At 73.1% G+C, this 14,838-nt stretch carries 13 protein-coding genes; 4 read left to right on the forward strand and 9 right to left on the reverse strand.

Translation table 11 applies throughout. The features are described from left to right. Nucleotides 1-38: 38 nt before the first annotated feature. The 8 genes from RTG05_RS12955 to RTG05_RS12990 are packed head-to-tail and all read right to left on the reverse strand — an operon-like array spanning nucleotide 39 to nucleotide 7,007. On the reverse strand, nucleotides 39-440 hold the full coding sequence (locus tag RTG05_RS12955) for a metal-sulfur cluster assembly factor (protein WP_166528989.1): 402 nt from the start codon (nucleotides 438-440) through the stop codon (nucleotides 39-41). Then, nucleotides 437-934: a Fe-S cluster assembly sulfur transfer protein SufU gene (sufU, locus tag RTG05_RS12960; RefSeq protein WP_166528990.1), complete on the reverse strand. Its 498-nt coding sequence runs from the start codon at nucleotides 932-934 to the stop codon at nucleotides 437-439. The genes RTG05_RS12955 and sufU overlap by 4 nt, the downstream gene beginning before the upstream one ends. Nucleotides 935-944: 10 nt before the next feature. Continuing rightward, nucleotides 945-2,258, reverse strand: a complete 1,314-nt coding sequence (locus tag RTG05_RS12965) for a cysteine desulfurase (RefSeq protein WP_166528991.1) — start codon at nucleotides 2,256-2,258, stop codon at nucleotides 945-947. Continuing rightward, nucleotides 2,255-3,028 carry a Fe-S cluster assembly ATPase SufC gene (gene sufC, locus RTG05_RS12970; protein WP_166528992.1) on the reverse strand — a complete coding sequence of 258 codons (774 nt, stop codon included), beginning with the start codon at nucleotides 3,026-3,028 and terminating at the stop codon, nucleotides 2,255-2,257. The genes RTG05_RS12965 and sufC overlap by 4 nt, the downstream gene beginning before the upstream one ends. Nucleotides 3,029-3,052: 24 nt before the next feature. Then, nucleotides 3,053-3,406 (reverse strand): non-heme iron oxygenase ferredoxin subunit, encoded by a 354-nt coding sequence (locus tag RTG05_RS12975; protein WP_166528993.1) that lies wholly within the window; start codon nucleotides 3,404-3,406, stop codon nucleotides 3,053-3,055. 3 nt (nucleotides 3,407-3,409) lie between these two features. Beyond that, nucleotides 3,410-4,720, reverse strand: a complete 1,311-nt coding sequence (gene sufD, locus RTG05_RS12980; RefSeq protein ID WP_166528994.1) for a Fe-S cluster assembly protein SufD — start codon at nucleotides 4,718-4,720, stop codon at nucleotides 3,410-3,412. Then, nucleotides 4,720-6,162 carry a Fe-S cluster assembly protein SufB gene (gene sufB, locus RTG05_RS12985; protein ID WP_166528995.1) on the reverse strand — a complete coding sequence of 481 codons (1,443 nt, stop codon included), beginning with the start codon at nucleotides 6,160-6,162 and terminating at the stop codon, nucleotides 4,720-4,722. The genes sufD and sufB overlap by 1 nt, the downstream gene beginning before the upstream one ends. After that, nucleotides 6,159-7,007 carry a helix-turn-helix transcriptional regulator gene (locus RTG05_RS12990; RefSeq protein ID WP_315911856.1) on the reverse strand — a complete coding sequence of 283 codons (849 nt, stop codon included), beginning with the start codon at nucleotides 7,005-7,007 and terminating at the stop codon, nucleotides 6,159-6,161. The genes sufB and RTG05_RS12990 overlap by 4 nt, the downstream gene beginning before the upstream one ends. A 208-nt stretch (nucleotides 7,008-7,215) precedes the next feature. On the opposite strand from RTG05_RS12990, the gene RTG05_RS12995 reads away from it, so the two are divergent. Further along, entirely contained in the window at nucleotides 7,216-8,145 is a 930-nt protein-coding gene (locus RTG05_RS12995; protein ID WP_166528996.1) for a COX15/CtaA family protein, read from the forward strand. A 390-nt stretch (nucleotides 8,146-8,535) separates the two neighbouring features. On the opposite strand, the gene RTG05_RS13000 is transcribed toward RTG05_RS12995, so the two are convergent. Then, nucleotides 8,536-9,450 (reverse strand): heme o synthase, encoded by a 915-nt coding sequence (locus RTG05_RS13000; RefSeq protein WP_208104935.1) that lies wholly within the window; start codon nucleotides 9,448-9,450, stop codon nucleotides 8,536-8,538. 365 nt (nucleotides 9,451-9,815) lie between these two features. On the opposite strand from RTG05_RS13000, the gene tkt reads away from it, so the two are divergent. The 3 genes from tkt to zwf all read left to right on the forward strand — a co-directional run bounded on the left by tkt (nucleotide 9,816) and on the right by zwf (nucleotide 14,829). After that, nucleotides 9,816-12,029, forward strand: coding sequence for a transketolase (gene tkt / locus RTG05_RS13005; RefSeq protein ID WP_166528998.1), 2,214 nt, complete (start codon nucleotides 9,816-9,818; stop codon nucleotides 12,027-12,029). Between the two features lie 87 nt (nucleotides 12,030-12,116). Further along, nucleotides 12,117-13,223, forward strand: coding sequence for a transaldolase (gene tal, locus RTG05_RS13010; RefSeq protein ID WP_166528999.1), 1,107 nt, complete (start codon nucleotides 12,117-12,119; stop codon nucleotides 13,221-13,223). A gap of 88 nt (nucleotides 13,224-13,311) precedes the next feature. Continuing rightward, nucleotides 13,312-14,829 (forward strand): glucose-6-phosphate dehydrogenase, encoded by a 1,518-nt coding sequence (gene zwf, locus RTG05_RS13015; protein WP_166529000.1) that lies wholly within the window; start codon nucleotides 13,312-13,314, stop codon nucleotides 14,827-14,829. Nucleotides 14,830-14,838: the final 9 nt, after the last annotated feature.

Here is a 14,838-nt window from a genome sequence, read left to right on the forward strand (position 1 = left end):
CGCCGAGCTCGCGAGGCGCGGGGGGCAGCAGGGTCCTGCTAGACGCGGAAGCCGAGGGCCCTCAGCTGCTCGCGGCCGTCGTCGGTGATCTTGTCCGGGCCCCACGGCGGCATCCACACCCAGTTGATCCGGATGTCGTCCACCAGGCCCGGGCCGGGGCCGCCGGCCAGCGCCTGGCGGGCCTGGTCCTCGATGACGTCGGTCAGCGGGCAGGCCGCCGAGGTCAGGGTCATGTCGATGACCGCCACCTGACTGGCGTCGCTGTCCACGACGTCGATGCCGTACACCAGGCCGAGGTCGACGACGTTGACGCCCAGCTCGGGGTCGACGACGTCGCGCATGGCCTCCTCGAGGTCCTCGAGCAGCGCCGACTTGTAGGCCGGCAGGTCGCCCGGGGCGCCGTCGGTCGCGGGGGTGGCGTTCTCGGTGGTCTCGCTCATGCCTTCTCTCCTCCGGCGGGGGCGGTGGGGCGGGTGGCTGGCGCAGCGGTGGCCGACAGGGCGCGAGCGGACGCGTCCTTGAGGGCCATCCAGCTCATCAGCGCGCACTTGATCCGGGCCGGGTACTTGGACACGCCGGCGAACGCGACGGCGTCCTCCAGCTCGTCCTCCAGCTTCTCGGCGACCGCGGGGTCGCCCTTGCTCTGCATCAGGGTCACGAAGTGCTCGCCGGTGGCCAGCGCGTCGGTCACCGGCCGGCCGACGACGAGCTCGTACATGGCCGACACCGACGCCTGGCTGATCGAGCAGCCCATGCCCTCGTAGGACACGTCGGCGATGGTGTCGCCGTCCAGGTGCACCCGCAGGGTCACCTCGTCCCCGCAGGTGGGGTTGACGTGGTGCACCTCGGCCTGGAACGGCTCGCGCAGACCGCGGCCGTGCGGGTTGCGGTAGTGGTCCAGGATGATCTCCTGGTACATCGACTGGAGCTGCATCAGACGCGCCTCACACCGTTCCGAAGAACTTCTGGGCCGACCTGATTCCGTCGACCAGCGCGTCGACGTCGTCGTAGCCGGTGTGCACGTAGAAGGTGGCCCGCGTCGTGGCCGGGACGCCGTAGCGGCGCACCACCGGCCAGGCGCAGTGGTGCCCGACCCGCACCTCGACGCCGAGGTCGTCGAGCACCTGGCCGACGTCGTGCGGGTGGATGCCCTCCACGGTGAAGGAGACCGCACCGCCGCGGGCGACGGTGTCCGGCGGGCCGATCACGGTGACCCCGGGGATCTCCGCGAGCCGGGCCAGCGCGTAGCCGGTGAGCGCCTCCTCGTGCGCCTGCACGTCGGCCATGCCCAGGCGCTGCAGGTACTCCACCGCGGCGCCCAGGCCGACCACCTGCGCGGCCATCGGGACGCCGGCCTCGAAGCGCTGCGGCGGCGGCATGAAGGTGCTGCCCTCCATGCGCACCACCTCGATCATGGAGCCGCCGGTGAGGAACGGCGGCAGCGCGTCCAGCACCTCGTAGCGGCCCCACAGCACGCCGACGCCGGTGGGCCCGAGCATCTTGTGCCCGGAGAACACCAGGAAGTCCGCGCCGAGGGCGGTCACGTCGACCGGCTGGTGGGGCACCGACTGCGCGCCGTCGACCAGCACCAGGGCGCCGACCTCGTGCGCGCGGGCCACGATGCGGTCCAGCGGGTTGATCGTGCCCAGGATGTTCGACTGCTGGGTGACCGCCACCAGCCGGGTGCGCTCGTTCACCACGGTGTCCAGGTCGGTGAGGTCGAGGCGGCCGTCGTCGGTCAGCCCCAACCAGCGCAGGGTGGCGCCGGTCCGCTCGCACAGCTGCTGCCAGGGCACCAGGTTGGCGTGGTGCTCCATCTCGGTGACCACGATCTCGTCACCCTGGCCGACGGCGTACCGGCGGAAGGCCGGCTCCTTGGCCGTCGCGGCGTTGGACAGCGCGTAGGCGACCAGGTTGATCGCCTCGGTGCTGTTGCGGGTGAAGACGATCTCCTCGGCCGGCGCGCCCAGGAAGCCGGCGACGGTGGCGCGGGCCCCCTCGTAGCGGGCGGTGGCCTCCTCGGCGAGCTGGTGGGCGCCGCGGTGCGGGGCGGCGTTGCAGGTCTCGTAGAAGTCCCGCTCGGCGTCCAGCACCGAGCGCGGCTTCTGCGAGGTGGCCCCGGAGTCGAGGTAGACCAGCCGCTTCCCGTCGCGGACGGTGCGCGACAGGATCGGGAAGTCCGCCCGGATCGCCTCGACGTCCAGGGGCAGGGGCACCTGCTGCGCCCCGGCACCGGGACGCGAGACGGTCTGGGTCATGCGGACGCGACCTCCTGGGTGCCCTTGCCGTACGCGGCGTAGCCCTCGTTCTCCAGCTTCTCCGCCAGCTCCGGGCCGCCCTCCTCGGCGATCCGGCCGCCGACGAACACGTGCACGAAGTCCGGGGTGATGTAGCGCAGGATCCGCGTGTAGTGCGTGATGAGCAGGACGCCCACCTCGCTCTCGGAGCGGGCCCGGTTGACGCCCTCGGAGACCACCCGCAGCGCGTCGACGTCCAGGCCGGAGTCGGTCTCGTCGAGGATCGCGATGGCCGGCTTGAGCAGCCGCATCTGCAGGATCTCGTGGCGCTTCTTCTCGCCACCGGAGAAGCCCTCGTTGACGTTGCGCTCGGCGAAGGCGGAGTCCATCTCGAGCAGGTCCATCTCGCTCTTGACGTCCTTGACCCAGGTGCGCAGCTTCGGCGCCTCGCCCTTGATGGCGGTGGCGGCGGTGCGCAGGAAGTTCGACACCGAGACGCCGGGGACCTCGACCGGGTACTGCATGGCGAGGAACAGGCCGGCACGGGCCCGCTCGTCGACGCTCATGGCGAGCACGTCCTCGCCGTCGAGGGTCACCGTGCCGCCGGTGATCGTGTACTTGGGGTGGCCGGCGATCGAGTAGGCCAGGGTCGACTTGCCCGACCCGTTCGGCCCCATGATCGCGTGGGTCTCACCGGAGCGAACGGTCAGGTCGACGCCCTTGAGGATCTCCTTGGCGTCGTCACCCTCCCCCACGCTCACGTGCAGGTCGCGGATCTCCAGGACGGACACTTCTCTTCTCGCTCCTCAGTCGCTTCAGCTACCGGACGCCAGCGGGAGGCGGCCGTCGCTCTCGGTGTCGACGAGCACGTCCTCCCCCTCCACGCGGACCGGGTAGACGTCGACCGGCTCGGTGGCCGGCAGGTTGGTGGGCTCGCCGGTGCGCAGGTCGAAGCACGACCCGTGCAGCCAGCACTCGATGGTGGGGGCGCCGTCGAACTCCTCGACGTCGCCCTCGGACAGCGGGACCTCGGCGTGCGAGCAGACGTCCTGGATGGCGTAGACGTCGCCCTCGTACCGGACGACCGCCACGTCGAGGTCGGCCAGCTCGACCCGCAGGGCGCCGTTCTCCGGCACCTCCGACAGCGCGCAGACCCGCTCGAAGGCCATGGCTCAGGCCACCTCGACCGGCTGGTGGTCCAGGTCGGGCAGCGCGCCGAGGCGGGTCTCGATGGAGCGCATCAGCCGGTCCTGCAGCGCGTTCACGCCGATCCGCTGGACGACGTCGGCGAAGAAGCCGCGCACCACCAGACGGCGGGCGGTCTCGGCGTCGATGCCGCGCGAGCAGAGGTAGAACAGCTGCTCGTCGTCGAACCGGCCGGTCGCGCTGGCGTGGCCGGCGCCGACGATCTCGCCGGTCTCGATCTCCAGGTTGGGCACCGAGTCGGCGCGGGCGCCGTCGGTGAGCACCAGGTTGCGGTTGAGCTCGTAGGTGTCGGTGCCGGTCGCCGCCGGGCGGATGCGGACGTCGCCGATCCACACCGTGCGCGCACCCTCGCCCTGCAGCGCGCCCTTGTAGAGCACGTTGCTGGTGCAGTTGGGCACCGCGTGGTCGACCCACAGCCGGTGCTCCTGGTGCTGGGTCTCGTCGGAGAAGTAGACGCCGAACAGCTCCGCCGTCCCGCCGGGGCCGGCGTACTGCACGTTGCTGACCAGCCGCACCACGTCACCGCCGAGGGTGACCACGACCTGGGTGACGGTGGCGTCACGGCCCACGACGGTGTCGTACTGCCCGCCGTGCACCGCGCCCGGAGCCCAGTCCTGCACCGACACGACGGTCACCTGCGCGCCGTCCCCGACCAGCACGGCGACCCCACCGGCGTACCGGGCCAGCCCCGAGTGGTCGAGCACGACGGTCGCCCGGGCGAACGCGCCGACCTCGACGACCAGCTGGCCCCAGACGACCTCGTCCGAGCCGGTGCCCGACAGCCGCAGGGTGACCGGGCGGTCCAGCTGGGCCTCGGCCGGCACGCGGACGACGTCGGCGCCGCCGCTGTTGCGCCGGGCGAGGGCGGCCAGCCGGTCGACCGGGTCGGGCAGGCCCTTGAGCAGCGGGTCGCCGGCCTCCACGCGGGTCAGCTCGACCCCGCCGGGCAGGTCGGTGTCCCACTGCGGGCGGGCACCGGAGACGGCGCCGTCCAGCAGCGGGCGGATCCGGCGCATCGGGGTGAAGCGCCAGTCCTCCTCGCGGCCGGTGGGCACCCCGAAGGCGTCCGGGTCGGTCGAGGTGAACCGCTCGGCCGGCGACCCGGTGGGTGCCGTGCCCCCGTGCGAGTGCGCGCCGGGGGCGGCCTGGCCGGCGGTGCCGGTGCCGGACGCCGGGGTGGTCGGCGGGCCGGCCTGGGTGCCGACCCCCTCGCCGAACAGCTCGCCGGCGAGGGCGGTCGACTCCGTGGTGAGGTTCGTGGTGTTCGGCTCGGTCATCAGCCGACGGCACCTTCCATCTGCAGCTCGATCAGGCGGTTGAGCTCGAGGGCGTACTCCATCGGCAGCTCGCGGGCGATCGGCTCGACGAACCCGCGGACCACCATGGCCATCGCCTCGTCCTCGGACAGGCCCCGGCTCATCAGGTAGAAGAGCTGGTCGTCGCTGACCCGCGAGACGGTCGCCTCGTGGCCCATCGCGACGTCGTCCTCGCGGACGTCGACGTAGGGGTAGGTGTCCGAGCGGCTGATGGTGTCGACCAGCAGCGCGTCGCACTTGACGGTGGACTTCGAGCCGTACGCGCCCTCGTCGACCTGGACCAGGCCGCGGTAGGACGTGCGCCCGCCGCCCCGGGCCACCGACTTGCTGACGATGGTCGAGGACGTGTGCGGCGCGGCGTGCACCATCTTGGCGCCGGCGTCCTGGTGCTGGCCCTCGCCGGCGAAGGCGATGGAGAGCACCTCGCCCTTGGCGTGCTCACCGGTCATCCAGACCGCCGGGTACTTCATGGTGACCTTGGAGCCCAGGTTGCCGTCGACCCACTCCATGGTCGCGCCCTCGTGGGCGATCGCCCGCTTGGTGACCAGGTTGTAGACGTTGTTCGACCAGTTCTGGATGGTCGTGTACCGGCAGCGCGCGTTCTTCTTGACGATGATCTCGACGACCGCGGAGTGCAGCGAGTCCGACTTGTAGATCGGCGCGGTGCAGCCCTCGACGTAGTGCACGTAGGCGCCCTCGTCGACGATGATCAGCGTCCGCTCGAACTGGCCCATGTTCTCGGTGTTGATCCGGAAGTAGGCCTGCAGCGGGATCTCCACGTGCACGCCCTTCGGCACGTAGATGAACGAGCCGCCGGACCACACCGCGGTGTTCAGCGCGGCGAACTTGTTGTCCCCGGAGGGGATGACCGAGCCGAAGTACTCGCGGAACAGGTCCTCGTGCTCCTTGAGTGCGGTGTCGGTGTCGAGGAACAGGACACCCTGCTCCTCGAGGTCCTCGCGGATCTGGTGGTAGACGACCTCGGACTCGTACTGGGCGGCCACACCGGCGACGAGCCGCTGCTTCTCCGCCTCGGGGATGCCCAGCCGGTCGTAGGTGTTCTTGATGTCCTCGGGCAGCTCCTCCCACGAGGTGGCCTGCTTCTCGGTGGAGCGCACGAAGTACTTGATGTTCTGGAAGTCGATGCCGGACAGGTCCGAGCCCCAGTCGGGCATGGGCTTGCGGCCGAACAGCTTGAGCGCCTTGAGCCGCCGCTCGAGCATCCACTCGGGCTCGCTCTTGCGTGCCGAGATGTCCCGGACGACGTCCTCGTCCACGCCGCGGCGGGCCGACGCACCGGCGACGTCGGCGTCCGCCCAGCCGTACTGGTAGCGGCCGAGCTGCTCGATCTGCTCGTCCTGGGTCAGCGGCGTGCTGGTCACCGGCTGCTGCGTGCTGGTCATGCGGGCGTCCTCTCCCGGGCGTTCGTGGGGGTGCTGCTGGTGGACGGTGCGGTGCGCTCGCGCGCGGCCGCCGCTCGCTCACCGGGTACAGGGCGTGCGGGGTGCGTCGTGTTCCCCGCGCTCGTGTGAACTGGGACGGCGCGGCTGACCGGCCCGGGGATGTGCGTGGTGCACACCCCGTCGCCGTGCGCGATGGTGGCCAGCCGCTGCACGTGCGTACCGACGAGCCGGCCGATGAGCGCCGTCTCGGCCTCGCACAGCTGCGGGAACTCCGCGGCCACGTGCGCGACCGGGCAGTGGTGCTGGCACAGCTGGCCGCCACCGGAGATCGCCGAGGCCGAGGCAGCGTAGCCCTCGGCGGTGAGCGCCCCGGCGAGGGCGGTCGCCCGGGCCAGGGCGCGGTCACCGGGGGCGGCCTCGACCGCGGTGGAGCAGCGCTGCTCCAGCCCGGCGAGCTGCGCCTCGGCCACCTGCCGCACCGCCTCCGCGCCGCCTGAGGCGGCCACGAAGCGCAGCGCGGTGAGCGCCAGGTCGTCGTAGGCGTGCGGGAAGGCCGAGCGGCCGGCGTCGGTGAGGTGGAACAGCCGGGCCGGGCGGCCCCGCCCGCGCGGGGCACCCGGCGCGTGCCGCTCCTCGACCCGGCCGGTGGCGACCAGCGCGTCGAGGTGGCGGCGGACCGCGGTCGGCGAGACGCCCAGCCGCCCGGCGAGCCCGGCCGCGGTCTGCGGACCGTGCTCGAGCAGCAGGGCGGCGACCCGGTGCCGGGTGCGGCCGTCGTCGGCGGTCGGCAGTGCCCGGACCGGGACGCCTGCGCCCCCGCCGACCTGCACCGCACCGCTTTCCACAACACGAGTGTTGCCTATTCCGCGGCGTGCGCAAGGAAGGCGAACCTAAGCCGGGGACGGCACGGGCGGTGCGGCGCACCTCCCCCGCGGGTCGGTGTGAGCGACACCACGCCCCGGCTCGTCGGCGGCCCAAGCGCGGTCCGGCGGACGGGGCGCGGATCACCGTCTCGACCTCGGGGCCGGGCGCCTGAGCACCTAACATCGGGGCGTGCCGGTCTCCCCCACCGTCGTCTCACGGCTCGCCCTGGCCAACGCCGTCGCCAACGGCGCGATCGTCGTCACCGGCGGTGCCGTCCGGCTGACCGGCTCGGGTCTGGGGTGCCCGACCTGGCCGCGGTGCACCACCGAGAGCTTCGTGGCCACCCCCGAGCTGGCCGGCCACGGCGCCATCGAGTTCGGCAACCGGCTGCTGACCTTCGTCCTCGCCGCGGTCGCCGTCGCCACGGTCGTCGCGGTGTGGCGCTCCTCCCGCCGTGACCTGCGCCCGCTCGCGGTGCTCACCTTCCTGGGCATCCCGGCGCAGGCGCTGCTCGGCGGGGTCACCGTGCTCACCGGCCTCAACCCGTGGACGGTGGCCGCGCACTTCCTGGTGTCCACCGTGCTCGTCGCGCTGTCCACGGTGCTCTGGCTGCGCTCCCGCGAGCCCGGCGTGGGCCGGCCGCTGCTGCGGCGTCCGCTGGGCCTGCTGGTGTCCGGGATCGCCGCGGTCACCGCCGCCGTCCTGGTGATCGGCACGCTGGTCACCGGCAGTGGGCCGCACAGCGGGGACGTCGACGCCGACGACGTCCCGACCGGCGAACGGATGGGCTTCGACGTGGAGCTGGTCAGCCAGTTGCACGCCGACGCGGTGTTCCTGCTGCTCGGGCTGACCGTCGCCCTGCTCCTGGCGCTGCACGCCACCGACGCCCCGGGCCGGGTGACCCGGGCCGCCCGCGACCTGCTGGTCGTGCAGCTCGCCCAGGGCCTGGTGGGGTTCGTGCAGTACTTCACCGACCTGCCGATCGCGCTGGTGCTGCTGCACATGCTCGGCGCGGTGCTGGTGACCGCCTACACCGCCCGGTTGGTCTGGTCGGTCCGCGGGCCGGCGTCGGACCTCCCGCTGGACGCCCCGCAGGTCCCCGCCTCCGCCGCACGCTGACCTCCGTCCAGCGCGGCTCCCCGTCGTCGGGCGTGCGGACGAGCCGGCTGGTGCAGGCGGCGGACGGCGGCTCCACGGGCCGGTCCACCGGCTCCCGTCCGACCGGCCACACCCGCGTCGCCGGGTGCGCGTACCCGTCCTGCTCCCCGGCCTCCCGGTCCAGCTCCACCTGCTGCCCGGCGCCGGGGTGGCGTGGCCCGGCACGGCCACGACGGCGAAGCCGACCCGCGTCGTCACGGCGACAGGCTCCGGCCGGCCGCGTCCGGGGCCGGCGAGGTGCCGGGCGTGGGTGCCGGCGCCCGGTCCCCCCGCGCGCACCGGGGCGTGGACGCACACGCTCGGCCGCGTAACGGGAGACCCCCACCGGCGCACTCCACCGTGGGGCGGGCCTCAGACGAGGACGTCGACGATGATCGCGATCGACAGCAGGGTCATGTAGGTGATGGAGACGTGGAACAGCCGCATCGGGCGGTCGTCGCGACCGGCGCGCAGCCGGGCCAGCCACAGGTGGGCCTCCCGGATGAACCACGCGCCCAGCGCCACGGCGGGCACGGTGTAGACCCAGCCGAGCCCGGCCGTCACCGGCGCGAGCACGAGCGAGACGGCGAGCGTCCCGTACGCCCAGGCCAGCGACTGGCGGCCCACCTCGACCGGGCCGGCCACCACCGACAGCATCGGCACCCCGGCCCGCGCGTAGTCCTCGCGGAACCGCATCGCCAGCGCCCAGAAGTGCGGCATCTGCCAGCAGAAGACGATGCCGAAGAACACCAGGGCCGGCCAGGCCAGCGAGCCGGTGACCGCGGCCCAGCCGATGAGCACCGGGGTGGCGCCGGGCAGCCCGCCGAAGACGGTGTTGTGCCGGGTGCGCCGCTTGAGCACCATCGTGTACAGCACCGAGTAGGCCACGATGGCCGCCCCGGCCAGCGCCGTGGCCAGCGGGGTGGTCTCGAACCACAGGACGACCAGCGAGGCGCAGGCCAGCGCGACGCCGAAGGCGAGGGCGGCGCCCGCGCCCATCACGCCCGTCGGCAGCGGCCGGTTCCGGGTGCGCTGCATCAGCCGGTCGATGTCGCGGTCGTACCAGCAGTTGATCGTGTTGGAGGCCCCGGCGGCCAGCGTGCCCCCGACCAGGGTGGCCAGCATCAGCCGCCAGGAGGGCCAGCCCCCGGCCGCCAGCATCATCGCCGGCACCGTGGTGACCAGCAGCAGCTCGACGAGCCGGGGCTTGGTCAGTGCCACGTAGGCCCGCACCGTGGCCGACAGGCGGCGGGCCCGGACGGCCGGGCGGTCGGAGAGCGTCGTCACCGGGCGGTCGTCGACCGGTCGGCACGCAGGCAGGGCACCACCGGGCACAGCTCCACCGGGGACGGCGACAGCACGGGGTCCCTTTCGACCGGGGACGGGAGAACGACGCCACTGTATCCCGCGACCGGCCCCGTCCCCGCTGGGCATGACCAGGGTCTCCCCGTGCGCAAGACTGGCGTCGATCACGTTGGGGCCGCACCCGCACCGGGTAGGGCCGGGGTTGACGACGGCGCGTCCCGGTGCGGGGCACCCGGCCGTGACCGGCACCGGCGCCGGTCGCCGGCAGCAGGCACCGCCGTCCACCCGGACCCGGCGAGGTCGCACCCGGGCGGGACCCGTAGGCCGACCGAGGGAGCAGGACACACATGGGAACCCAGAGCACCGCGTCCGAGGCGCCGGCCGAGGCCGCCAGCGACGCCCCCACCGGCGACCCGCGCCAGCCGCACCCGACGCTGCCCGAGGGCTTCGGGGAGCTCGACCGCCGGGCCATCGATACCGCCCGCGTGCTGGCGATGGACGCCGTCCAGGAGGTGGGCAACGGCCACCCGGGGACGGCGATGAGCATGGCCCCGACCGCCTACCTGCTGTTCCACAGGTGGCTGCGCCACGACCCCAGCGACCCCAACTGGGTCGGCCGGGACCGCTTCGTGCTGTCCATGGGGCACTCCAGCCTCACCCTGTACGTGCAGCTCTACCTGTCCGGTTACGGCCTGGAGCTGGAGGACCTGCGGGCGCTGCGCACGTGGGGGTCGAAGACCCCGGGCCACCCCGAGGTCAACCACACCCCCGGCGTGGAGACGACGACCGGCCCGCTGGGACAGGGCGTGGGCAACGCCGTCGGGATGGCCATGGCCGCCCGCCGCGAGCGCGGCCTGTTCGACCCCGACGCCCCCGAGGGCGAGAGCCTGTTCGACCACACCGTCTGGTGCTTCGCCTCCGACGGCGACCTCGAGGAGGGTGTCAGCGGCGAGGCGTCCTCCCTGGCCGGCACGCAGCGGCTGGGCAACCTGGTGCTCGTCTACGACGCCAACCGGATCTCCATCGAGGACGACACGACCGTCGCCTTCACCGAGGACGTCGGCAAGCGCTACGAGGCCTACGGCTGGCACGTGCAGCACGTCGACGACGGCGAGGACCTCGCCGCGGTCGACGCCGCCTTCGCCGCGGCGAGGGCCGAGACCGGCCGGCCCTCGATCGTCGTGCTGCGCACGGTCATCGCCTGGCCGGCGCCGACCAAGCAGAACACCGGCGCCTCGCACGGCTCCGCGCTCGGCGAGGACGAGGTGCGGGCCACCAAGGAGGTCCTCGGCTTCGACCCCGAGCGCACCTTCGCCGTCGACGACGAGGTGCTGGCCCACGCCCGCTCGGTGGTGGACGAGGGCCGCCGGGTCCGCGGCGAGTGGGACGGGCGCTTCGCCGCCTGGCAGCGGGAGAACCCGGACGCCGCCGCGCTGCTGGAGCGGATGCGCACCCGCTCGCTGCCCGAGGACTTCGCCGACGGGCTGCCGAGCTGGGACGCCGACCCCAAGGGCGTGGCCACCCGCAAGGCCTCCGGCGAGGTGCTCAGCGCCCTCTACCCGGTGCTGCCCGAGCTCTGGGGCGGGTCAGCCGACCTCGCGGAGAGCAACAACACCGCGGTCAAGGGCGAACCGTCGTTCCTGCCGGCCGACCGGCAGACCAAGATGTGGTCCGGCGGCCCGTACGGGCGCACGCTGCACTTCGGCGTCCGCGAGCACGCCATGGGCGCGATCATGAACGGGATCGCCCTGCACGGTGGCACCCGCGTCTACGGCGGCACCTTCCTCACCTTCTCCGACTACATGCGCGGGGCGGTGCGGCTGGCCGCGCTCATGCAGCTGCCGGTCACCTACGTGTGGACGCACGACTCCATCGGCCTGGGCGAGGACGGCCCGACCCACCAGCCGATCGAGCACTTCGCCGCGCTGCGGGCCATCCCCGGGCTGGACGTCGTCCGCCCGGCCGACGCCAACGAGGTCGCCGTCGCCTGGCGCACGGTGCTGGAGAACAACGACCGCCCGGCCGGCCTGCTGCTGTCCCGGCAGAACCTGCCGGTGTTCGACCGCGCCCAGATGGGCTCCGCCGAGGGGGTGGCCCGCGGCGCCTACGTGCTGGCCGACGCCTCCAACGGCGAGCCGCAGGTGATCCTGCTCGGCACCGGCTCGGAGGTGCAGATCGCCGTCGCCGCCCGGGAGCGGCTGGAGGCCGACGGCGTCCCGACCCGGGTGGTCTCCGTGCCGTGCGTGGAGTGGTTCGCCGACCAGGACCAGGCCTACAAGGACGAGGTGCTGCCGCCGTCGGTGCGGGCGCGGGTCAGCGTCGAGGCCGGTGTGCCCATGGGCTGGCGGGAGTTCGTCGGCGACGCCGGCCGCATCGTCGGGCTCACCCACTACGGGGCCAGCGCCGCCTACTCCGTCCTCTACGAGCGGTTCGGCCTGACCGACGAGGCCGTCGTCGCGGCCGCCCGCGAGTCCCTGGAGGCCGCCCGGGCGGGGAACGCCGTCCCCGCCGGCCCGGTTGCAGCCACCGGAGGCCTCCCCCACCCGACCGGCGACATGTAGCCCGCGGCTCCCTTGCAGGGTCCCGCCGCGAGCGTGCGAGCGGTGGGGGGCAAGGGGGTCCTTTCTCTCACTAGGAAAGGCACGGACATGGCACAGAACGAGAAGCTGGCCGAGCTGTCGTCGGCCGGGGTCGCCGTCTGGCTCGACGACCTCTCCCGCGACCGCATCCGCAGCGGGAACCTGCAGTCACTGGTCGACGAGCACTCCGTCGTCGGCGTCACCACCAACCCGACCATCTTCGCCGCGGCGATCAGCGGGTCGGACTCCTACGACGACCAGCTGCACGCGATGGCCGTGCGCAAGGTGAGCGTCGAGGAGGCGCTGCGCACCATCACCGCCGCCGACGTCCGGGACGCCTGCGACCTGCTCGCCCCGGTCGCCCAGCGCCAGCCGGGTGACGGCCGGGTGTCGCTGGAGGTCGCGCCGGGCCTGGCGCACGACACCGACGCCACCGCCGCGGAGGCCGCGCACCTGTGGTGGCTGGTCGACCGGCCGAACCTGTTCATCAAGATCCCGGCCACCGAGGAGGGGCTGGCGGCGATCACCACCTCCCTGGCCCGCGGCATCAGTGTCAACGTCACCCTCATCTTCAGCCTCGAGCGCTACCGGGCGGTCATGGACGCCTACCTGGCCGGGCTGGAACAGCGGCTGGCCGAGGACGACGGCGCCGACCTGTCCGGCATCGCCTCGGTGGCGTCGTTCTTCGTCTCCCGGGTGGACACCGAGATCGACAAGCGGTTGGACGCCGCCGGCGCCGACCCGCAGCTCAAGGGCAAGGCCGCGCTAGCCAACGCCCAGCTGGCCTACCAGGCCTACGAGGAGGTCTTCTCCTCCGACCGGTGGAAGGCCCTGGAGGCCCGCGGCGCCCGGCCGCAGCGGCCGCTGTGGGCCTCGACCGGGGTGAAGAACCCCGACTACCCCGACACCCTCTACGTCAGCGAGCTGATCGCCCCCGGCACGGTCAACACCATGCCGGAGAAGACGCTCATGGCCTACGCCGACCACGGCGCCCCGGGCACGCCGGTGCAGAAGACCTACGAGGAGGCCGCCGCGGTGATGCGGTCGATCGCCGAGGCCGGCGTGGACATGGACGACGTGTTCCGGACGATCGAGGACGAGGGCGTGCAGAAGTTCGTCGACTCGTGGGACGAGCTCACCGCCTCCGTGCGTTCGGAGCTGGAGGACAAGAAATAGTCGAAGGACCCTCCTGCCCCCACCGCTCGCAGGCTCGCGGTGGGCCCCTGCAGGAGGGCCGTTCCAGCACCTCACCCAGGATGGATCCTTGATCACCAATCCGCTGCGGGACCCGCGGGACCGGCGGCTGCCCCGCGTGCCGGAGCCCTGCGCCCTCGTCGTCTTCGGCATCACCGGGGACCTCGCCCGCAAGAAGCTCCTGCCGGCCGTCTACGACCTGGCCAACCGTGGCCTGCTGCCGACGAACTTCGCGCTCCTGGGGTTCGCCCGCCGCGACTGGGGCGACGAGGACTTCGCAGAGCTCGCCCGCGAGGCCGCCCGCAAGGCCGCCCGCACCCCGTGGCGGGAGGAGGTGTGGGAGCGGCTGGCCGGCAGCGTCCGCTTCGTGCAGGGGTCCTTCGACGACGACAACGCCTTCGACGCCCTCGCCGCCACGCTCGGGGAGCTGGAGGGCAGCCACGGCATCGGGGGCAACGCGGCGTTCTACCTGTCCATCCCGCCGGCGATGTTCCCGGTGGTGCTCAAGCAGATGCAGCGCACCGGCATGGCCGACAGCACCCCCGGCCGCTGGCGCCGGGTGGTGGTGGAGAAGCCGTTCGGCACCGACCTGGCCTCCAGCCGGGCGCTCAACGAGCTGGTCGACTCGGTGTTCACCGCCGAGGACGTGTTCCGCATCGACCACTACCTGGGCAAGGAGACCGTCCAGAACCTGATGGCGCTGCGGTTCGCCAACTCGCTGTTCGAGCCGCTGTGGAACGGCCACCACGTCGACTCGGTGCAGATCACCATGGCCGAGGACGTCGGGATCGGCGGGCGGGCGCAGTTCTACGAGCAGACCGGGGCGGCCCGCGACGTGCTGCAGAACCACCTGCTGCAGCTGCTGGCGCTCACCGCGATGGAGGAGCCGGTCGAGTTCTCCGCGGAGGAGATCCGCACCGAGAAGCTCAAGGTGCTGCGCGCGGTGTCCCTGCCGGAGGACCTGTCCGCCTTCGCCGTCCGCGGGCAGTACGAGCAGGGCTGGCTGGCCGGGCAGCGGGCCACCGGCTACCGGCAGGAGGACGGCGTCGACCCGCACTCGACCACCGAGACCTACGCCGCCGTCCGGCTGGGCGTGGAGACCCGGCGGTGGGCCGGCGTGCCGTTCTACCTGCGCGCCGGCAAGCGGTTGCCACGGCGGGTGACCGAGATCGCGCTGGTCTTCAAGCGCGCGCCGCACCTGCCCTTCGCCGACACCGACACCGAGGAGCTGGGCAACAACCAGCTGGTCATCCGGGTGCAGCCCGACGAGGGGATGACCCTGAAGTTCGGGTCGAAGGTGCCGGGGAGCGTGATGGAGGTCCGCGACGTCGCGATGGACTTCCTCTACGGCGAGCAGTTCACCGAGGCCAGCCCCGAGGCCTACGAGCGGCTGCTGCTCGACGTGCTGCTCGGCGACGCCACCCTGTTCCCGCGCAACGCGGAGGTCGAGGCGTCCTGGGCGGTGATCGACCCGCTGGAGGAGTTCTGGGCCGGGACGACGCCGCAGCCCTACCGGGCCGGCGAGTGGGGCCCGCGCGCGGCCGACGAGATGCTCGCCGCCGAGGGCCGCCGGTGGCGGCGCCCGTGAGCGACCCCC

Source organism: Geodermatophilus sp. DSM 44513, assembly GCF_032460525.1.
Lineage (GTDB): Bacteria > Actinomycetota > Actinomycetes > Mycobacteriales > Geodermatophilaceae > Geodermatophilus.